Here is a 19,202-nt window from a genome sequence, read left to right on the forward strand (position 1 = left end):
ATGCAATGGCCTCGCGTCGCATGCTATGGGGTATCTGGCAGCACCGGGCAGATGCTACTTGTCCCACGCTGTAGTCGGGAGGAGCCCGCGTGCCGCGCGTTCCTCGTTCAGCAATTCTTGGATCAGTGCTCGTTTCGCGAGGGTGTAAGCGCGGCCGTCAAGTGCTGACGCGAGCGAGATCTTGAGGGCGGCATAACGGCGTCGCGCCTCCGGATCATGACGAAGCTTGTCACGGAACAGCCGCTGATTGCAGGTCTCCCAGTCTTCGGCGGTGAACACATGGAGGATGTGCGAGCGCCGTCCGTCCTGATGACGGACGTAGACAGCATGATTCTTCGGCCCCATCGTGTGCGGCGCGTACCCGATCCTGTCCAACAAAGCATCCAGCGAGAACGGATCAACCGCGGAGGCAGCTCGCCCTGCGAGATCGATGATGGGCTTCGCAACCAGCCCGGGGACCGACGTGCTTCCGATGTGCTCCACCGCATCAAGGTGCCCCGCTGTCGCCGCAAGCACCCGGCTGGCCTCGAGTCGGAACTCCTCTGCCCATCTAGGCGTGTGTGGCTGAAGGTCGACCATCACTACGACCGTACCGCCCGCAGGAGTGCGTTCGCACTCCGCCCTGCTCGCGCTACGCCTTCGTCTTGACGCGACCTAGCGCGAGCACAAGGAGAGCCAGCCGCTCCACCTAGCGCGAGGGTCGTCGGGATCAGGGAGAGCGACCACGGGGCACTAGCCCATCAGAGGCTGAGGCTTACTAGAAGCGAGCCGCCGGCGAAGCTGATCGCGTTGAGTTGCCAGGGAACGACGAGCAGCGCAATGAACGCGAAGATGGTGACCGTCGAAAATGTTCCTCGCCGGATGATCCGATCGATCAGCAAGCCTAGGACCGAAGCGATGGCGATGGTTGCCTCCGCGACAGTGGCGAAGAGTTGTCCTGGAGGAGTTTCGCATGCGACGCCAGCCACGGCGTACGAGCTGACGTCCGCCGGCGAGCCCAGCCCTGAGACAACAGCCACGAGCACATCCCCGTGGCCGCTGCCCTGCACGCCGTTGACGCCCAGAGCATTGACCGCCTCAATCGGATCATCGAACGGCACGACATGCTCCGTACCGGTCGACGCTCTAGTCGCCGGGCGGCCCGCACGAGGACCGTGCTGCGGGCGAGTGAGCGACTCCTTCAAGGCGTCATAGCTTCTTTCCGTGGGCGCGAGCGGACCGCGGCGTGACGTCCTCCCGTGAACGCGCTGCCGAACGGTACGCGATCTTCCTGACTCGTCGTCATGGTCACCTTCATGCGCGGTGACGTGTGCACCGCTGTGACATCGCTGCCACGGGATGTCACCAAAGCCCACTACTGTCTGCGTCGTGGTGTTCTCATGGCTGATGGCTGAGGAGTTAGCGACCGCTCACATGCGCGGGCTCGGATTCACCGACGCGCGTCGCACGGGAGCTGGTGCAGACAGAGGAGTTGATGTCACAGCCTCGGACGCTGTCGCACAGGTGAAGTACCTGTCCTCCCCGGTGGGTAGCCCTGACATCCAACGGTTCCGCGGTGCTGCTCACCTGGTACGAAACGCGCTGTTCTACTCATGGTCGGGCTACACCCGAGCGGCGCACACCGCCGCTGACGAGCTCGGCGTCGCGCTGTTCGAGGTCGACGAACACAACCACGTGCAGTCGGTCAACCATGCGGGCAACGTCATCGTCGCACCGCCCCCGCTCCCGCCGGCCCGGGAGCGGACGCTGGAAGAGCGCGATGAGGATGCCCTCCTCGCCGAAGTCCACCGGACCCGCTTCATCACTTGGGCGTGGAGGTCGATGTCCGCGCGGGGCAGGACCAAGTACTGGGACAACGCGTATGTCACCCCGGACCGTGCCGACCTCGAACTGCCAGACTTGCTCGACCGGCTTCCGCTCGAGGAATCCCGGGATTCCGTGGTCGCAGCGATCCGCGAGACCCAGGCTGTGTCGAAGGGGCTCCTGAACGTGCAGCATGCCATCAAAGACCGCGCCCGCCACCGGGACTGGACGGTGAAGAAAGTCGAGTGGAAGGTATCGATTGCGCAGTACATAGCGGAGAATCCGGGATGGCAGCCGCCGGAGTACACGTATGTCGAGATGCCTGACCTGCGGCGGACCTTCGGAGAGCTTGCCGGCAGATTGGCTGCGCTGCAGCGCGACCTGATCGCGGCGACCTCGCAGCCTGCCGAGCTTCGGCGCCTGGTCCTCAACGAAGCGAGGGCGTTGCTTCGCGAGGAGATAGATGACTTCCACGAGAGAGGGTACCCGCCGAGCCTGGCCTGGCCCGCGTAGGCCTGACACGCTCGTCGACGTAGAGGACGTTGCTGACGTTCCCTCGCTCTTGCCACCGCATTCAACTAAGGCCAGGTCGTGCCCCGGTCACATCCCGTGCCACGTTTCGGAATAGCGTTCCGCGGCGAGATCCCGAAGCGCGGCGAGCTCATCCGTGAGACCAGTGACTTCCCTGGCGCTCACTGGGTTCAAGCGTGGATCGTGAAGGACGGCGTCGCCGTCGCCACCGCCACCCAGGACGTCATCATCATGTCTCGCTGACCCGAGGGATGCGCTCGCGTGGCTGGACGTGCGATGGCGCGAGCTACCGCCTGGCCACATGGTCGGGCATTGGATGAGTCGTCGATGCAGAAAGGGCCGAAAGGTGAAGCCGACGAAGGATCAGCAGGTCAAGAAGGTCGTGACCGGCATGGCGCTCGGGGTGCTTGCCCAGGGCGTCGACGCGGTGACGGGCGGCAAGATGGCGTTGGAGTTCGCCTTCAACTTCGCCTGGCGCCGATGGCCGCAAGCGGACGAGTTCCCCATCATCCGTGGCCACGATCTAGGCAATCTGTTCTGGATCGGAATGGGCAAGTCCGAGAGACGGCAAGGAGTTGTCGCCGCGTGGGAAAGCGGTCAGTGGGCCGCACCCTACGTCGCATATCCGGGCTGGAGCGCCGACGAGGCTCTCGACTTGCATGCGGACTCGGACGTGTCGGCCGAGGACTGGATCCAGCTGGGCGCGCTGTTTGTCGAGTACTTCAAGCCCGAGGAAGTCCGGCGCGCCTGACGCCGAGCGTGAATCTCCACCCTTCGGCGGCACGTTCGTCGCCGCGAGAATGTCGAACGGTAGCGTAAGAGTATGCCGCAGCCTGGTGACGTGGTCGCCGATGGTCGTGTCGACCGCGAGAAGCTCATCGAGCTGTTGACGCTCGGTGCGGAGCAGGAAGCGCTGGACTTCAAAGCGACGCTCGACTTCTCGAATCCCAAGCACCAGGTGGAGCATGTCAAGGACCTCCTAGCGCTGATGTCTCTCCCTGCGGGCGGATACATCGTGGTCGGTGTCCGCAACGACGGGTCGCTGGCCACAGATCAGCCGGAGATCGTGGAGGCTCACTTCGACCAGGCTGTCCTTCACGCCAAGGTCGCCGGATACGTTGACGGAAGGCTGGATCTGCGCAGCGCAGTTCACGTCTTGACGGCGGATGACGGATCACGACGAGTGGCCATTATCTACGCCGGGCCGCCACCGGACCTGTTCCCCCTCGTGATCCGGAGGTCCGGTGAATACACGAGGGACAGCGGCGGGCAGGAGGTCGTGTTTCGGGTGGGTCAGATCCTCGTCAGGGAGGGAACGGCCACTGTCGCACTCGCCCCGAGGCACTGGAGCGTTCTCCTATCCCGCTACACGGAACAGGTGAAGGCAGAGGCGCGGAAGGACGTGGACGCCCTCGTCAGCCGTGTCGTCGCGCTGCTCGAGCAGTCCGAAAGTGGCGGCACTGCCGCTCCGACGCCCATAGACCTCGGGATGAACCTCAGCACCTTCACCATCGCTGCGAACGCCATCACCGAGTCCAGGAGCGCCTCGCGACTGGACGATGCCCTGCGAGAGGTCGCGTCTGCGCTGGTGTCCGATGATGGCTCGACAGACGATGCGCTGGACCGAGCGTTCGTGCTCGCGCTCTCGACGATGCTCTACGGTGATGAAGCTCAGTTCGCGCGGGTCATCGAGGTCATCGCGGACTACTACGACTCGGTCCCTGCGATCCAGGATGCGACAAGCAACACGTCACCGCGCGAGCGCACGAGCGCGACCGCATGGCGAGAAGTCGCCGTCCGCCTCTACCTGCTGGGTGCCGAAGCGGTGCGCCGGCGTCGTTGGCCGCAGCTGCGCCTCCTAACCCTTCACCCGTACGACATGTCCGACTCGTATGGATACTCCTCTTGGATCCGTCACGCTTTGACGAGCGCCGCCCGGGCCAACGTTCTCGACGCCGAGGAGACGCAGTCGGGTCAGACGGCGGCGCTCATCTCCCGAGCGCTCAACCTGGCGACCACTGCACCCGACCTTGTCCCGGATTTTCCCTATCCCGCCATCGCGGTGCCATCGGTTCTCGACGACAACCCGGTCCTGGATGCACTGTGCCAGTTCGACATCCTGTGGTGTTTGGTCGCGTTCGTCGAGGGAAATGCAGGCCATCACTTCTTCCCCAGCAGTGCGGCATACGACCAGCGGCATTCGTACCCCGCATTCGAGCTTGTGGCAACGGACGCGGCGGTCCGTCATGCACTCTTCCCCGACTCCACCGACGCGGACGTTGCGCAGGCCATAGAGGTGGTCGCTGATATGGGCAGGCGACAGTCTCAGCACAACCCCGGATTCAACTGGTGGGACGACCTTCCGGATAGCGTCACGCGCTGGATGGCACAGGCGAGCCGATAGCGACCCGATGGACTACTCGGGCGTCATCGCACCTGCCTAGACCCGGCCCCTCACCTCCTCGCCTCCGACGTGAGAGCTCGCCCGATGGCCACGTCGCTCTACGTCACGACGACGCCGCGCACCGGTAGCGGGTTCGGACCGAGCCTGATCCCATGCGCGGCACGGCTTGGGCTCCGGTCCCCGGCTACCGGGAGCTCGGCCGCTCGATTAGGTGCGCGCTGGGGGCACCCCGGGTCGACGTACGCAAGGGGATCCACTTACGTACAGCGCACGCATGCGGATCGCCTCGCCGTCGGCAAGGGGTCGACGCCGCCGCTATCGGTCGAGCGACAACGCAGCTTCCAGCGCCGCGATGCCCTCTTCGCGACCACGTTCGATGAGGTGTTGGGCATCGCGGATACGCATAGCCACGCCGGGCGCCAGGGACTCCGACTCGAGCGCCCGATATGCACTGTTGAGCAACCCTCTCGCATAGAGACTCAGGGTGAATTCGCCGTCAACATGAACGATATGCCTGAAGTTCGATACCGCGTCGATCGCGGCGGTGAGGACGTGCGCCGCGGCGGGGTCACCGTCGCGCGCCAAGCCGAGCCCGCGCGCGAGTTCGTCCGACAGGTCGCTGCGCGTTGAGGGAGAGCGGCGAAGCGCCTCAGCGCGGGCAACGATCTCGGGATCAGTTGACCCTCGACCCGGGAAGTCAGGTGTTCGGTCTGTCATCGGAACTGCACAGTTTGCGCCGTACGGAGAGTATCGACCGTCGCGTCATCGAGATTCACGCGGACAACCTCGACCCCCAGGTCGATCAGTGCCTGCGTCAGCCATGCCTTCGGCCTCTGAAGGTAGGACTCGACCTCTTGGTCGGCCACTGCGAGGATCTTTCTCTTCGCCTTGACCTGACGACCGATCCACGTCAGCTTCAGCGCATCGGTCGCGAGCTTCTTTGGCTGACTGCCACGAAGCGTTCCTTGGTGCGCATAGGCCTCGACGAGAATGCTGAGATCGCCGGTGGCGCCATCGAGTTCGACGCGGCCACCGTTGCCAGTCGGAACCGACGTCTTCGCGAGCGGCTGACCTAGCCGCGCACTGAGAGCGGCGATGATCGCCACCTCTGCTTCTCGCTGCGCTCGCGAGTCGGAAGGATGCGCTTCATCGATGGCCACAATGACGAGCCTCCCATGCTCACCCACGACCCCGCACGCCGAGATCCGTCCTACGCACACCGCTCGCGAGTGGGTCAACTAGGGCCGGCTCGACCGACGACTCCGCAGTACGCACGGTCTGGTCCAGCGCCGCAAGGGCGCTGTGGGCGGACGTTCCGGGATTCACTTGGACCACATAGAGAACGTATCGGCTTCAACTCGGCAGCGGGTTCACATCGCCGGGGTCCGCCTGCGGACTAGTGTGCGGGAGCCGCCGCGCGATTCCGGATCAACTCGAAGACGTTGTCTACGTAGGCATCCTTCACGCGGAGTTTGACGCCCTTCTGCATCTCCGTGATCAGCTTCGTGATCGACTCCGCGTGGCGGAACGTTCCGCCCGCCGCAAAGTACGCCCGAAGCCACGTGTCGAGATCCAGCGCGTACCCGTGGCGCTGGAAAGCCCGGACGAGCTGAACGACGGCATCCTTGCCTCGCCCTGACTCGAGTCCGTTGTACTCCTCATTGATCATCATCCGCGCCGCTTCCATCATGAGCGCGTCGGGCGGCGTCGCGTTGAGTCCTGTGTGCAGATCAAGCGCTCCGTGGGCGTCCAACCAAGTCTTGATCACCTCAGTTCGTGACCAGATCATGACGAAGAGGCGACCGAGCTTGCCCCTGAGGATGACTTCGCGCAGGATCTCGAGGTCCTGCGTCTTGAAGGGGTGGAGCACGATGATGGCTTGCTCCAGCGTCTTGTCTTGGTCGAGGATCTGCGCGAGATCGGCGATCTTGAAGACGCGACGGTTTACGCCGTCCGGGGCTAGCAAATCCGCGGCCTCCACATCCCCACCCCGCCCATGTCGGCTGAACTTGGCGGTATCGGTGACCGTGAGGAAGTAGGGCGGCGCGCCAACCCAGTCCCGGATGACGACGCTATTCGGCACCATTGCGGTACCCCGCTGCGCCCAATCGGCGCGCACCATGTAGGCAAGTTCTCCCATCTGATTACACTCGCAGGAGCCTCCGACATTGCCGTGGGACAGCTTCCGATGGGTGCGCGATCGTCGGACGCAGCGCTGTTGGACCGCTCGCCAAGAGGTGCCGTTTGCGCGCAGTGGCCGGTCGAGTGTCCATATCGGCCGCCCGCCGGGCTCCCTGATTCGGGCGCCGCCGCATAGGGATCCTCATACGAGTCGTCACGAGACAAGTGCTGGGGCGGCGTAACGGCTTGATCTCGAAGTCAAGAGTGTCGCATGCGGATGGGGTAGGAAGTGAGCGTGTTGTCGATTGAGCCTCGGCGGGTGGTGAGCATTGCGGCGGTCGGACTGGCAATGTTCTGCGTGATGGGATGTGCCTCACAGTCCTCGGGAGCGTGTGTCGCTCCAGAGGCGACCGCGTCACCGGCGACCGGCGCACCGGCTCAGTCCATAACCATCGATGGGCGGTACTGGCAGCCGTGCAATGACACCAATCACTCCACAGAAAGCCCCTGGCCCAGCGCATCGATCGAATGGGCCCAGTCGGACGAAGCGGTCCCAGTTCGAACCATCCCTATCGAGGACGGTGCATTCAGCGGCGACGTTGAGATCCCTGCGGCAGCGGTGCCTGGCGATGCGGTGTTGCGAATCAGTGCCGGATACTACGAACTTGAACTGCCGATCACAGTGTCCGAACGGTGAAGCGCGCACGCTAGTCGACCGGTGAGCGGACAGGTGAGCTTCCGGTGGCCAATCAGTCATGGAGACTCGACAGTGAGCCTGTCGGGTTTGCCGTGCTCGTCGAAGCCGAACGCTCCTTGGCGGCTGCGGTAGGAACACAAGAGTAGGCGCGCCGGGGCGGCACGCTCGGCATCCTGGCACGCACGATGATGACGTACGAAGCCGTTCACGCGCTGGATGACGTAGGCCTCACTGGTCGTCGCGACAACTGCTCATCCTGCACCAACAGTCCAACATCGACCACCCCCTTCCTCGCAGGACTGCCGCGCAACTACCTTGTGCCGCATGGCGAACAATGACGAGGACCGGTACGTAGTCCCCAACAGAGAACGCGGCGGCTGGGACGTCGTCAAAGAAGACCACCAGCGCGCATCTGCTCACTTCTCCACCCAAGCGGAGGCAATTGCCCGGGCGCGGGAGATCGTCGAGAACTCCGGAGGCGGCCGCGGCGACGTGCGCATCCAGGGCAGAGATGGACAGTTCCGCGACTCCGACTCGGGCATCAAGAACGAGACGAAGGCGAAGGATCGCCGCTGATCCCTCTCCCGCCAGTGCTCGCGCTGGCACGATCGCGCGACACAATCCCAGGTGCGGACGCGCTGCCTGGAGGGTCAAGGTACGAACCCAAGTGGGACGGCTACCGAGCAGCAATCGCCCGCACGGACGCCGCCCACATTTGGTCGCGCCGTGGCACGGACATGACGGCCGCGTTCCCAGAGCTCGCGGCCAGCATCCTGATGCTGCCTCCGGGCACCGCGCTCGACGGTGAGATCGTGGCCTGGGTGAACGGGCGATTGGACTTCGACGCATTGCAGCAGCGGCTGAGCGCCGGAGCGAAACGTCGCGCCGCCCTGGTCCGGGAGCTGCCCGCGTCCCTCGTCCTGTTCGACCTTCTGACTATCGACGGCCGGGACATCCGCCAGGAGCCCTTCGACCGCCGCCGGCAGCTGCTCGAAGAGCTCGCCAGAAATTGGCAGCCGCCACTCGAGCTGTCTCCCATGACCGACGACGAGGCGGTCGCGTCGGACTGGTTCGAGGACATGAGCGCCGCGGGTATCGAGGGTCTCATCGTCAAAGGAGCCAGTCAGCCGTACGTGCGCGGCGAGCGGATCTGGATCAAGGTCAAGCACCGCCGAACCCTCGACGTCGTCGTCGGCGCCGTCATCGGGCCGATGCGGCAGCCGGAGGCGGTCGTCGTCGGCTTTCCGGATGACGATGAACTCAGAATCGTGGGGCGGTCCACTCCGCTCAAACCGGCCGTGGCTCGTGCACTCGGATCGTTGCTCCGCGCTCCGGGCGGCACCCACCCGTGGCCCGAGGTCGTCTCGCCCGGCGCGGTTGACCGATTCAACGCCGGCCGAGACCCGGTCCAGCTCACGCTGGTACATCCGACCATGGCTGAGGTCTCCGCAGATGTCGCCCTCACGCGAGGCGCATTCCGGCATGGCGTTCGCTACCTCAGGCTGAGGCCGGATCTCGACGTGCCCGTCAGCTGGCTCCCGCAGGTCTCCCGCTGAGCACTCGCCTGGAAAGTCCTGCCGTGCGGACTTCGGCGGCGTAGCCTCGACGGATGGACCCCGTCGAGGATGTCGTGCAGCCCACTTGCCCGAACTGCGGGACGGTTCTCCACGACGCCGGTCACGGGTTGTGGTGCCGCGGGTGCAGGCTCGTCTATCTCCCTAACGTCGACGCGCCCGCGTAATCCCGAGGCGCGCTCGCTCGGGTCTGAGGGCCGTCGACGACGCCGGCGCCAACCCGTTCCGGCCTCTTCGGGTTCTCATGCGAGAATCCCTGTGTGGTGCGCGATGTGTCTGTTGACCTGCATGTTCTGCAGGAATCCGGACGTGCCGTGCTCGACGCGGCGACCTCACTTTCAGCGACTGGCGAGCCGGGGCCTGTAAGCGAAGCGGCGGTCGGCTCGGCCGAGGTGGCGGCTGTTCTCGCGCAGGTCAGCCTCGAACAGGCGACACGCGCCGAGACCGCGGCGACGACCCTTGGTGTTGCCGGGCGCAAGCCCGGTGGTGCCGCGCATGCCGTGGATGCGCTCGACCGCGGCATCGTTGGTGCCGTCTAGTGGCTGACCTGAAGGACCCCGGCGCCGGCGACCCGTGGACGCTTCGCGCGGCGGGCTGGGAGCGGCAGTTCAAGGCTGCCGCCGTCACTGCGATGTCCACGAGCGTCGTGTCCGCTGCGTCGGCAGCGTCCGGCGCGTCGTGGACCGGTCAGGCGCAGGTCGCCTTCCAGGCGTCGGTGGACGTTGTCGTCCCGGACCTCACCTCGCTCGCTGAGTCTCTCGCGGCCACTGGCGCGGCACTCGTTGTGTACGCCGACGGTGTCGCACGCATCAAAGACAAGCAGGAAGCCCTCGAGCGCCGTCGGGCGCGGCTGCAGGATGAATACGACGAACTCGAGGCCGCGTGGCGGCGGGCAAGCGCTGCTGCCGATGGCCACTACGTCACGAATGAAGAGCAAGCCCACCGCGCGGACGAGCTCAGCGACGAGCTCCATGTCGTGGGCGGCTACCTGGACGCGGTCCGAGAGGATTGGGGCGCGCTCGTTCGCGAACGGGAGGCGCTGGATGACGCGTTCATCGCGGCACTGACGACCCGAGCCGTGCGGGGCGCGCTTTACGACTTCGTCCAGGACCGCGACTGCCTGACCGCCGCAGAGATGCTGCTCGCGCTTTCGACCCTGTCGGCTGCCGACATGAAGGCACTGGCTGCGGCGCACCCGGAGCTGTTGGAACAGGTCCTTCGCGAATCGACACCAGAGCAAGTCGCGGCATGGTGGGGAGAGCTTCCTGGCGGTCAGCAGCAATCGCTCATCGCGAACTTGCCCGGCCTGGTCGGCGCGCTCGGCGGTGTTCCTGCTCTCGCTCGTGTCGCAGCCAACAAGCTGGTCGCGGCCGAGCGTTTGAAGACGTTGCGTTCATCTCTTCGTGCTCTCAGGGAGCGCGGGGTTGGCGACTACGACACGAACCAGCCGTATGCAGCCGAGTCGGCAGTGGCAAACTACCTCGAGAAGGTCCAGGCTCTGGAGGCCGAGGTGGGGTTCCTCGAGCGAGTCGCATCAGGTGATGCGCAGCTGTATCTCTACGACCCCGCGGGTAGTCGAATCATCGAGATGTTCGGCAATCCAGACACGGCGAACGTTGTCATGTCGTTCCTGCCGGGGACGAACACGACCATGGAGTCGTTTTACGACTCTAAAGGCATAACCGCGTTCACGCGTATGCAAGTCGAAACCCCCCTAGGCGGAACGAACGTGGCGGGTCTCGTCGTCATGCTGGGTCCGTTTCCCAACATCGAGGACCTCTGGTCCGAGGGCCCGCAGCACAACTGGTATGCCGACGTCCTCGGCCGTCGCTATGCCGGGTTTAGCCGTGAACTCGGCGTCATCACTGGGGACAAGCCGGTCGTGTCGGTCGAGCACAGCTTCGGCTCGGCGGTCGGCGGCGTCGCCGAGACGACGGGAGCCCACTTCGACGCGCGATACATGCTCGCGGGCATCGGCATGCGAGCGGGCTGGGAACGTCAGGATGGCACGGCCTACTACGCCGCGCAGGGGCCAGGCGACGTGAACCGGTATCTTGACGGCATGGAGCTGAACGGCCTGGGCTACGCCGTGACCCCGAGCGAGGCGAACGGCGTCGACGAGCGGCCGTCCGGCTATGGCGTGCCGGACGTGTGGCCACACGCGCTCTTCGGCCCCGGTCCGGTCCTCGTCGAGATGGGCTCCGAGGCTCTCGTGCAGCACAACGACATCCTCAGCGACGACCCTAAGGTGAACGAAGTAGTTCAGGCTGACGTGCGCCTCGTCTTGCGGGACGTGGCCATCAAAGAAGACACGCGATGAAGCGGGCACTGACCGCCGTCGTCGCAATCGCCCTTGTAGTAACGCTATCGGCGTGCATGGGCACGCCCGCCCCCACCTACGACGAAGTGCACGACGAGGCTGTCGACGCAATGAAGCGAATCGCTGACACATTGCCAGGTGGGACCGAGATCGATGATCGATCACGGGATCCCGACGCGTGCGAACTGGGAAGCGACGTGTTGCTCTCGGGCGATGGTCTCTACTTCACCGGGCACTGGGTTGCACAACCCGGAAGTGACTTCGACAGCCAGAAGTTCATCGACGAACTGCCCGACAAGCTCGGCGATGACTTCTTGGTCGATGACACTGCCGTCGATGTCAGCTTCCCGGCGGTGCGGTTACGCCCGACCAACAGCCCAGACGTTCTCATCGACGTCGCTGGCAGTACGCCGTCCGAGGAGCCCTTCATCGACATCCTCGTCATCTCGCGCTGCGGCGCTTCGCCGGCATCGTAGGTCGGCCTCGCGGCGCCGGCGCTCACAGCGGACACGAGCGACCCTCCCGCGCGTGTGTCTCGTCCGGGAGGGTCGCCCAGCGAGCGTACACCGCTGCATCGCGAGGGATAGATTCCCCCGGTCCCAGCGCAAACGAACCCGTCAGGTCCGCGGAAACACGGGCGAGTCTTCCACGGGCGGGAGCGACGCGGGGCGATATGCGTAAAGAATCTTGCGCGGACCTTACGCAGGAAGGGCCGATCCGACACGAGAGCCGCTAGATCCAATCCTTACTGCGTGCCTTGACGACGAGACGTCGTATCGCTTGCTTGAAGCGGCGGGCGCTTCGACGAGCGATCTTCTCCGATCCCGAGGACAGCTCCCTACTGTGAGTCAGGAGCAGATTCGTCTCCACTTCGTCTTTCGTGAACCACCGAGCGACTGGCGTCAGGCACGAGATCCGAATTCCTGGAGCGACGCCTTCCTAGTGAGCTTCGCCATGATCGGGAAGCTGGCTGCAGTGGCGTGGAACAACGCACATGCCCTTGGGGAGTCGCTGGACGAATACACGCCCGAGGTCGTCGTGCAAGTGGCGGCCGCATCACTCGGGTGGGGCAGCGTTGACAACGAGGCACTGGCGAACGTTTCCGAGCCCCACCGCTCCGCAATCGTATCCATCCTGTCAGCGGACTGGCCCACTCGCACATAGCATCACCTGGTACCCGGGATGACATCCGAGCTTCTGCCGCCTTTCACGAATCACGTGCAACGCAGGGTGTGAATTTCCAACTTCGGCATGTGGACGCACGCCATTGTGCCCGTTCGGCTCCATACCCGAGTAGGGATGGCCTTCCGGTCGATTGCGTCGCGGGTCTAGGTCCCGTTGTTCTCGCCAGACACGACGCGCTCGACCACCGCGCTAGGAGCGGCCGGGTGGGCATAGAACAGATTTAGTTCCCGACGACGATGTTGTCGATTGCGAACTGTTGGCGCTGGAGGTCGATCGCGTCAGGACTGGTGGCCCCAGAGATCAACGAGCACCCCGTCGGCGACTTCCGCCACTCCAACGCCTGGACTGCCCCAGTTGGAGATCATGAGTTCACGCCCGGTCCCATCACCCTGGCCGAAACCCTCTCCGACGCCCGGGATCATGACGGCGATCGAGTAGTACTTGACCACTACAGCGGGCAGCCGGGCGTTGTAGTGCGGTTCGGCACCGAGTACCAGGACGATCTGCGCCAGGTCAATCGGCGTGCGACAGAACGCGAACTTCGAAGCGCGCGTGAGAAGCGCCGCGAACGAGGCGAGGTGGGTCGCCCTCGTCCGGGGCGAGGCCGGGTTCGCTCCGAAGTGACTGGGAAGTGTGGCTATTCCCGGGCCCCCGAGGGTCGCCGCCGCCGCTCCCGGACGAGCTACCGAGCAGCAAGCGTACGAGGCGCTACAGATGTGGCGTCAGGCATCTCACTACGCGAGGGGCAAAGATGGCCAGAAGTCGAGCGGCGCAAGCTTGAGCAGATCGTGAGCGTCTGGCATGCCACTTATCGACGTGTGTTCCTGGGGCCAATATGGCGAAGAAGACCGGCGACGGCTACCGGAAGGGTCAAGTGACTGACCGCTACAAGGTTTACAACGAGCGCACTGACAGGTGGGACAAGTACGACGGCGGCGCGAACTACGTGGATTCCAACGTGACCGAGGGTCCGTGGAACAGTATCGAGAAGAAAGAAGCCCGGAAGCCGCCTCGCTGAGATCCGCTACCCACAGGTCGTGAAACGCCGGAGTATCGCGCGGGCACCCGTGACTAAGTAAACCCAACAACACCCGCGAAGCCGATACGCCTGAGTCCCGCTACTCTCGCTTCACCCTAGGCGGGCAGCCAAGCGAAAACGGGTGCGTTCGGATCGTCCAGCCTGGCAAGAGCGGCAGTGATTCGCTCGCGCATCCACTCGTCGGGGGCGGCCTCGAGCAATCCCATCAAATGTTCCCGAAGCGCTCTTCGGTAGTCGCGCTCGAAGTCACGGAGTTCCGAGATTCGAGCCTCCAATTGCTGACGCTGGAACTGGGCCTCCACCAGTGCGAACTCATGGGCGACCCGCTCCTGCGCTTCGCGAATAGTCGCTTGCTCCTGCTCGCTTGCGCGGGCTAAATCGACTTCACGCTTCACTCTCTGCCGGCTCTTCAGTCGCCACTTCTTTCCGCGGTCCTGCAGCCCAGGCTCGCGAACGTCCCCCCCGACAACATCAACCGGGGATTCCACGCGGCCCGGCCGAGCGTCAGACTCGGTGCCGAGGGCAGAAGCGGCTACACGGGTCTCGTCGGCCTCGACGGTCTCGCCGAGGTCCGACTGGTAGTCCGCCTTCAAGAGCATCAGACTATTGACGAGATCTGATCGTTTCATGAGGCACCACCTCCCAGCGCTGCAATGCAGTAGTCAATTGCGTCGACGATCATTCTACGATCCGAAACATCGAGCCAGCGAGAAGAGCGAATCGCCTGGAGCATGATCAACGCCTGCTGTATGCGCGCCTCCTCCCCGCTGTAGGCGTGATTCATGGCCAGGATCAAGCGCTCTGACAGCCGTTCGCGCTCGCTGACACGTTCGGTTTCGCGCAGGCTTTCGCTGTGGCGACTGCCTTGGTTCTTCTCCGCTGCCCGAAATCGCCAACCGTTGAACCACATCGCCAGCAACGTGCCGATGAGCGCGATTAGCGCAGCCGTCACGGCTCCGTCGAATGGCCACCAGGGTAGCCCGAAGACGTAGACCTGCTCGTCTGCCATTTGTCTCACGCCGTCAGGGTAGCGGTCGCCTCAACGGAAGTCGTAGTCCGCATCGTGGCCACCATCTTCGTGGATCTCCTCGGCCCGTCAATGAGAGGCTGTCATCATCACTGCTGTCGTCTCGGTCATCCGGCCAAGGACCGTCGATGTGGGTCCCACCTTCCATGCACCGGCAGGGCCTGTTGTCCTGGTGAAACTCACCGTTTACTCGCGGCGTCGATGCGCTTCGGCAGCCCTGCTGCGGGGACCCCGAGTGCGGCAATCCGGGTGACTTCAATCGGCAGTTCAGGTCACGGTCAAGTCGCTCGCAGTCCGACTGGATCAACGCCGCTTACCCAGGCCGGGCAGACCGCCACTACTCGATCGAACGCTCGAGAGACTTCCAAACTCGTCGTGCGCGCGGGCTCGCGCGAGTGCAGAGTCAGCCCGATCTCGGGCCGTGGCGGCGCGGCGCTCCTCCAGGTCAGCCATCCGCTGCGCGCGATCCTCAGCCGCCAACCGCCGATTGCTCTCTGCCTTCTTCCGCGCGGCCGCCCTGCTTACGGGCTCCGTCACCGCGCCGGCGGGTTTTCCGATCGTTGGGCACTGGCTCTTTGACGCACCGTGCCTCGGTACGCGCCCCGTCGCTTCGCCGATCACGACAAGAAGACCGCACACCTTGCAGATCCGGTTGCCTGAAACTCGCCTGCCCACGCCCGTCCGCTCGCTAGGGGCGGGTCTTGGACCGACCGCCCTATGTCTCACAGTTCTACATGCTTCCGGCGACACTGTGCCGGATGACAAGGCGTACGCGTCCCGGCTGAGCCTTTCGTGGTTTCTGCGTCTGTGCACCGTTCGCCACAACGGGCGACATGAGCGATGGAACCATCACTGTCAGGGCCACGATGCTATGACGTCTGCGCGTCGCTCTGCGAGACATACAAGTGAGCCTGCTTGAGCCTGTCGCGGTGCTCGCGCGTGGTTCTGGGGCTGAACTGAACCCTCGATACGATCTCCCAGACGTTCGCGGGGAGCGCCCGGGTGCTCTGTAACTCAAGGAGAGCCTCCACAGCAGTCGCAGCATCTTCAATCACGGCGCCCCAGGTTGCCAGCGCGACAAGGATCGCGTTCCTTGTTTCATCATCGTTGTCGCGGAGTCGCAGGAGTTCTTCGACGATTCGAAACGCCACTTTCGAACTGCTGACGCCCAGTGGGCAGACCGCAACTGAACGGTGCACGGGCCAGACCTCGTATTCCGACTCCGTGTCGATAGTCGTGGTATGTCTCAAGTCGATGACCCACTCGGGAGGGTCGACCGCTGCGCGAACGAATACTGCGTGGTCGTCTTCTCCTCGCCAATTGAGATGGATGCCGAACTCGGGTGTCGCGTTCAGGAGCACTCGGTCGCTGTCGATGATGTTCTTACCCAGTCGACGCACGCCGACGCCCGCAGTGACCCCGAACGCCGCACACAACTCTCCTTCCGGCGTTGTCGCGAATCCCCTGCGATACCAATCCTCTTCCTCGAGATATAGTTCCCAGGCCTCGGGATCTTGCATCCCCGCGCGCGGACGACCCAATTCGGCGAGGGTCAGCCCTCCTCGCCACTCCGGCGAGTCAGAGTCCGGCGATCGCTCCGCCTGTTCAGCCGCCTCGATGATTTCGCCGCGTGGAGCGCCTTCCGCGGACGTCTCTTCTGCGTCGGCGGTCTCCGTCGTCAGTGGCCCGACTGTGAGCGCTTGAGGGGCGTGTGTCAACGCGGCAACGAGCGACATCGTGCCGCCGTTCGACATCAACCCCAGGTCCTGACGCTCAGGCGTCAAGTTGAGCGCGGAGATGAAGCGGTCCGTCTCGCTACCGCCGATCTTGAACCGCTCCAGTTGGTCCTGCGTGAGCGACACACCCCAGAAATGCCCTTGACACCGATAGATGCCGGCGCTGCCGCGCCCCGGGATTGTCACTCCGGGCCCGTAGTGCCACTCGTGGACGATGTGGCACGGGAGTCGCAACTCGTCCACCCCGATGTGCGGCGCGTACAGCCCGATCTCCGCGATTAGCTGTCCCATCACACGCCCTTCTGACCGGTGTGCCATGCGCTTGAGCATCCCCATGCCCGGGACCCTACAGGGGCCGGGGTTCCGGTGCACACAACTTGTGCTGAAGGGCGCGCGCGAACGATTACGGTGGACAGCCGGCCGAGGATGGGCTGGGGATAGTCGCGGCCTCCCCCCAACTCTTTGGTCGCAATCCTGATGGATCTTGTTCACTAATGCGATCGATGGGGTCTCGCCGTTCACTGCGCGCAGCGTCACGGCAACTGCGCAGAGGTAGCGATGCGCGTAGCTCGCCTCGATGTCGGATGGAGCTGAACGGTTCGTTAGTTGGGGCCGGCCATTTTGGCGGCTTTGGAGGTCGCGTCGGCGCCCTTCGCGATGACGTCCACAATCTGGTTGAGCTGCTCGTTGGTCGGTCCAGCATGCTTCGCGGCATCGCGGCTACTGAAGCGCGAGAGCGTGTTCTTGATGAAGACGGTGTCGCCCAGGACACGACGCACTTCCGTGCGCTCGTCATCGCTCGCGCCGGCGTAGAACGGCTCGAGGGCAGCGAGTGCGAGCTTCACGTCTTCCGCACTGTCGGCCTCGCGAAAGTGCCGGCGCGCCTCGATGGTTAGGAACGAGCCGACCCCGGCGAGAGCGAGCACCAGAGCGCCACGAAGAATACCGTCCCCGACAGTGAGCGTGAGATTCTTCTCGATCGCCACCCACAGCACCCAAGCACCAACGACCACCGCGAGGGCGAAGAACACGAACGAGGCCCACCGAAGGCCGTGAGCATTCCAGCGCTCGCGCTTCGCTCGTCCGGCCCAGTCTGCGGCGGTGAGGTGGCCAGCAGCCTGCTCGACCAACCGGCGGCCGGTCAGCGCCGCCGTTGACAGCAACTGGACGTGGGTGGCCATCTCCTTGTCCAGTTCACCATTACGCGCCTCACGCTCCTGCCTCCAGGTCGCGAGATCGGCTTCCCATTCTCGGCGAAGCTGCTCGTCAGCGGTACTGACGACCTGACTGATCGTCGCGGCGTCGGCGGTGAGCTTCTCGTGCTGAGCGTCCACTTTCTTCGTAAGGGCAGCGACTTCTTTAGTCTTCGCGATCACCTCGTCGTTCAGAGCCGACACGGAGGCTCGAAGGTCGTTGAGTTCCTGTTGCCGAACTGCGATCGCGGTGTCGAAGGCTGCGAGGTAGGACTCGTTAACCTGTCGCGGCGGCGGGCCGGGCAAGTCGCGCACCCGCGCACGGAGATCATTCATATACGACTGCTGGGACCAAGACCGGAACGAATGCTCGTCGGCGGAGAGTTGGTTCAGTATGTCCCGGATTACGTTGAGCGTGTCGTCATAAAGTGTCGGCTGCGGGTTGGACTTCGACCGCGCAGCGGCTTCCAGCACGGTGATGACCTCGAGACGGTATTCCTCGAACGGACGCTGGGAGTACTTCACCGTCTCGAGGGCTCCGCGCTTCAGTTCGATCAGCCCCCACACTTCGTGCTGTCGGTACCGCTCGATCGGAGTCTGCGTCATGAGTGGAATGTATCCGTGGGAGGCGACACTCCTGGTTCCGACCTGCGGTGAGCTGGGAAGGCACTGGTTGCCGGGGTTAGTGCGTCCTCATATCGAAGAGCGAGTCACATCACGCCGAGCGCCGAGCGCCCAAACCCTACGCATGATCAGGCGCACTGACCCACACGTCATGCGAGCCGGTCAGACAACTTTCGACAACGCTCCGCCAGCGGATCGGGTCGACGTTCCACGACAGAGTATGCGTGGCATGAAATGCAGCGAGCCGCGCCCCGCGCGGGCGAAGCTCGCCGAGACGCCTCGCGATCTCAAACGGTGCCGACTCGTCCTCGACGCCGTGGAGGATCAAGGTTGGCACGGATCGTTCGCTGGTGCGCTTGAGCCAGCCGAACTCATCGAGCGGAACCTTCGACGACAGCCCGGCCACTCTCGCGAGCGACCGGTTCTGCAGCCACGGACGGGCGAAGACCCCTGACCACGAAGGCAACCCTGCTCGAGCACAGTTCGCATTGATCGTCGCCTGCCAGTCGAGCACGGGCGAGTCGAGGACAAGCCGGTCGACGACGCCGTCGAACTCGGCATCAGCCGCAAGTTGGAGCGCGATCGCCGCGCCCATCGACCAGCCGAACAGGGTGATGCGCCGGGCACCGCGGAGCAGCGCGAACCGGAGCGCGGCGCGGACGTCGTCCGTCTCGGTGGCGCCGAGCGTCGATCGGCCGGATCCCACAGTCGGACCCTCACCGTCGTTCCGATACGTGACGACCAGCGACGTGAGGCCCGCTTCGGATGCGACCTGGACGCCGCGCAGCGTGCCGGCGCGAGAGCTTCCGAGTCCGTGAATGTGGATGGCCCAGTGGTCGCCGTCGCCGCCCGCGCCCGGGATCAGCCAGGCCGACGCCGGGCCCACCGGGGTGTCGACGACCACCTCCTCGGCGGCCACGCCAGCGTCCGCGGGATCGCGAAAGTAGA

The 19,202-nt window shown here is 64.5% G+C and carries 20 protein-coding genes; 10 read left to right on the top strand and 10 right to left on the bottom strand.

Going from position 1 to position 19,202, the window contains the following annotated elements; genetic code table 11:
- Nucleotides 1-54: 54 nt before the first annotated feature.
- Both EIO58_RS00185 and EIO58_RS00190 read right to left on the bottom strand, forming a co-directional pair.
- The gene (locus tag EIO58_RS00185; RefSeq protein WP_127817678.1) at nucleotides 55-579 is read right to left on the bottom strand and encodes a GrpB family protein; all 525 of its coding nucleotides are present in this window, start codon (nucleotides 577-579) and stop codon (nucleotides 55-57) included.
- Between the two features lie 161 nt (nucleotides 580-740).
- The gene (locus EIO58_RS00190) at nucleotides 741-1,100 is read right to left on the bottom strand and encodes a hypothetical protein (protein WP_127817679.1); all 360 of its coding nucleotides are present in this window, start codon (nucleotides 1,098-1,100) and stop codon (nucleotides 741-743) included.
- A gap of 268 nt (nucleotides 1,101-1,368) precedes the next feature.
- Here EIO58_RS00190 and EIO58_RS00195 point away from each other — a divergent pair, with 268 nt between their 5' ends.
- The 4 genes from EIO58_RS00195 to EIO58_RS00210 all read left to right on the top strand — a co-directional run bounded on the left by EIO58_RS00195 (nucleotide 1,369) and on the right by EIO58_RS00210 (nucleotide 4,738).
- Nucleotides 1,369-2,316: a restriction endonuclease gene (locus tag EIO58_RS00195; protein ID WP_164861432.1), complete on the top strand. Its 948-nt coding sequence runs from the start codon at nucleotides 1,369-1,371 to the stop codon at nucleotides 2,314-2,316.
- A gap of 78 nt (nucleotides 2,317-2,394) precedes the next feature.
- Nucleotides 2,395-2,577: a nucleotide-binding domain-containing protein gene (locus EIO58_RS00200; protein WP_127817681.1), complete on the top strand. Its 183-nt coding sequence runs from the start codon at nucleotides 2,395-2,397 to the stop codon at nucleotides 2,575-2,577.
- A gap of 103 nt (nucleotides 2,578-2,680) precedes the next feature.
- A complete protein-coding gene (locus EIO58_RS00205; RefSeq protein WP_127817682.1) occupies nucleotides 2,681-3,085 on the top strand; it encodes a hypothetical protein in 405 nt (134 codons plus the stop codon).
- A gap of 90 nt (nucleotides 3,086-3,175) precedes the next feature.
- Entirely contained in the window at nucleotides 3,176-4,738 is a 1,563-nt protein-coding gene (locus EIO58_RS00210; RefSeq protein ID WP_127817683.1) for a hypothetical protein, read from the top strand.
- A 315-nt stretch (nucleotides 4,739-5,053) separates the two neighbouring features.
- Here EIO58_RS00210 and EIO58_RS00215 read toward each other — a convergent pair whose 3' ends face one another.
- The 3 genes from EIO58_RS00215 to EIO58_RS00225 all read right to left on the bottom strand — a co-directional run bounded on the left by EIO58_RS00215 (nucleotide 5,054) and on the right by EIO58_RS00225 (nucleotide 6,878).
- Nucleotides 5,054-5,455, bottom strand: a complete 402-nt coding sequence (locus tag EIO58_RS00215; protein WP_127817684.1) for a hypothetical protein — start codon at nucleotides 5,453-5,455, stop codon at nucleotides 5,054-5,056.
- Complete coding sequence (locus EIO58_RS00220) at nucleotides 5,452-5,898, bottom strand: hypothetical protein (RefSeq protein ID WP_127817685.1); 447 nt, start codon at nucleotides 5,896-5,898, stop codon at nucleotides 5,452-5,454. The genes EIO58_RS00215 and EIO58_RS00220 overlap by 4 nt, the downstream gene beginning before the upstream one ends.
- Nucleotides 5,899-6,134: 236 nt before the next feature.
- A complete protein-coding gene (locus EIO58_RS00225) occupies nucleotides 6,135-6,878 on the bottom strand; it encodes a hypothetical protein (RefSeq protein ID WP_127817686.1) in 744 nt (247 codons plus the stop codon).
- A gap of 1,002 nt (nucleotides 6,879-7,880) precedes the next feature.
- Between EIO58_RS00225 and EIO58_RS00230 the strand changes: the two genes are divergently transcribed.
- From EIO58_RS00230 to EIO58_RS00255, 6 genes are all read left to right on the top strand, one after another.
- A complete protein-coding gene (locus EIO58_RS00230) occupies nucleotides 7,881-8,132 on the top strand; it encodes a DUF2188 domain-containing protein (RefSeq protein ID WP_127817687.1) in 252 nt (83 codons plus the stop codon).
- A 14-nt stretch (nucleotides 8,133-8,146) separates the two neighbouring features.
- The gene (locus tag EIO58_RS00235) at nucleotides 8,147-9,112 is read left to right on the top strand and encodes an ATP-dependent DNA ligase (RefSeq protein WP_342447959.1); all 966 of its coding nucleotides are present in this window, start codon (nucleotides 8,147-8,149) and stop codon (nucleotides 9,110-9,112) included.
- Nucleotides 9,113-9,390: 278 nt separating this feature from the next.
- Complete coding sequence (locus tag EIO58_RS00240; RefSeq protein WP_127817688.1) at nucleotides 9,391-9,669, top strand: hypothetical protein; 279 nt, start codon at nucleotides 9,391-9,393, stop codon at nucleotides 9,667-9,669.
- Entirely contained in the window at nucleotides 9,669-11,450 is a 1,782-nt protein-coding gene (locus tag EIO58_RS00245) for a hypothetical protein (RefSeq protein ID WP_127817689.1), read from the top strand. Before EIO58_RS00240 ends, EIO58_RS00245 begins: the two co-directional genes overlap by 1 nt.
- Complete coding sequence (locus tag EIO58_RS00250) at nucleotides 11,447-11,926, top strand: hypothetical protein (RefSeq protein WP_127817690.1); 480 nt, start codon at nucleotides 11,447-11,449, stop codon at nucleotides 11,924-11,926. The genes EIO58_RS00245 and EIO58_RS00250 overlap by 4 nt, the downstream gene beginning before the upstream one ends.
- A gap of 1,544 nt (nucleotides 11,927-13,470) precedes the next feature.
- Complete coding sequence (locus tag EIO58_RS00255; protein WP_127817691.1) at nucleotides 13,471-13,653, top strand: hypothetical protein; 183 nt, start codon at nucleotides 13,471-13,473, stop codon at nucleotides 13,651-13,653.
- 116 nt (nucleotides 13,654-13,769) lie between these two features.
- Here the strand turns inward: EIO58_RS00255 and EIO58_RS00260 are convergent, their stop codons facing one another.
- The 5 genes from EIO58_RS00260 to EIO58_RS00280 form a co-directional block, all read right to left on the bottom strand.
- Entirely contained in the window at nucleotides 13,770-14,303 is a 534-nt protein-coding gene (locus EIO58_RS00260) for a hypothetical protein (protein ID WP_127817692.1), read from the bottom strand.
- Nucleotides 14,300-14,692 carry a hypothetical protein gene (locus EIO58_RS00265; protein WP_127817693.1) on the bottom strand — a complete coding sequence of 131 codons (393 nt, stop codon included), beginning with the start codon at nucleotides 14,690-14,692 and terminating at the stop codon, nucleotides 14,300-14,302. The genes EIO58_RS00260 and EIO58_RS00265 overlap by 4 nt, the downstream gene beginning before the upstream one ends.
- 878 nt (nucleotides 14,693-15,570) lie before the next feature.
- Nucleotides 15,571-16,773, bottom strand: a complete 1,203-nt coding sequence (locus EIO58_RS00270; RefSeq protein WP_127817694.1) for a hypothetical protein — start codon at nucleotides 16,771-16,773, stop codon at nucleotides 15,571-15,573.
- A gap of 266 nt (nucleotides 16,774-17,039) precedes the next feature.
- Complete coding sequence (locus EIO58_RS00275; RefSeq protein ID WP_127817695.1) at nucleotides 17,040-18,236, bottom strand: hypothetical protein; 1,197 nt, start codon at nucleotides 18,234-18,236, stop codon at nucleotides 17,040-17,042.
- Between the two features lie 136 nt (nucleotides 18,237-18,372).
- Complete coding sequence (locus EIO58_RS00280) at nucleotides 18,373-19,173, bottom strand: alpha/beta hydrolase (RefSeq protein WP_240658500.1); 801 nt, start codon at nucleotides 19,171-19,173, stop codon at nucleotides 18,373-18,375.
- Between the last annotated feature and the right edge of the window lie 29 nt (nucleotides 19,174-19,202).

This window comes from Microbacterium sp. CPCC 204701, assembly GCF_004010105.1.
In the GTDB taxonomy this organism is placed as follows: Bacteria; Actinomycetota; Actinomycetes; order Actinomycetales; family Microbacteriaceae; genus Microbacterium.

What these genes read in the sequence shown, in the direction of transcription:
- EIO58_RS00185 (WP_127817678.1), bottom strand. Translation starts at nt 579, where the DNA reads ATGGTCGACCTTCAGCCACACACGCCTAGATGGGCAGAGGAGTTCCGA.
- EIO58_RS00215 (WP_127817684.1), bottom strand. Translation starts at nt 5,455, where the DNA reads ATGACAGACCGAACACCTGACTTCCCGGGTCGAGGGTCAACTGATCCC.
- EIO58_RS00225 (WP_127817686.1), bottom strand. Translation starts at nt 6,878, where the DNA reads ATGGGAGAACTTGCCTACATGGTGCGCGCCGATTGGGCGCAGCGGGGT.
- EIO58_RS00230 (WP_127817687.1), top strand. Translation starts at nt 7,881, where the DNA reads ATGGCGAACAATGACGAGGACCGGTACGTAGTCCCCAACAGAGAACGC.
- EIO58_RS00250 (WP_127817690.1), top strand. Translation starts at nt 11,447, where the DNA reads ATGAAGCGGGCACTGACCGCCGTCGTCGCAATCGCCCTTGTAGTAACG.
- EIO58_RS00255 (WP_127817691.1), top strand. Translation starts at nt 13,471, where the DNA reads ATGGCGAAGAAGACCGGCGACGGCTACCGGAAGGGTCAAGTGACTGAC.
- EIO58_RS00260 (WP_127817692.1), bottom strand. Translation starts at nt 14,303, where the DNA reads ATGAAACGATCAGATCTCGTCAATAGTCTGATGCTCTTGAAGGCGGAC.
- EIO58_RS00270 (WP_127817694.1), bottom strand. Translation starts at nt 16,773, where the DNA reads ATGGGGATGCTCAAGCGCATGGCACACCGGTCAGAAGGGCGTGTGATG.
- EIO58_RS00275 (WP_127817695.1), bottom strand. Translation starts at nt 18,236, where the DNA reads ATGACGCAGACTCCGATCGAGCGGTACCGACAGCACGAAGTGTGGGGG.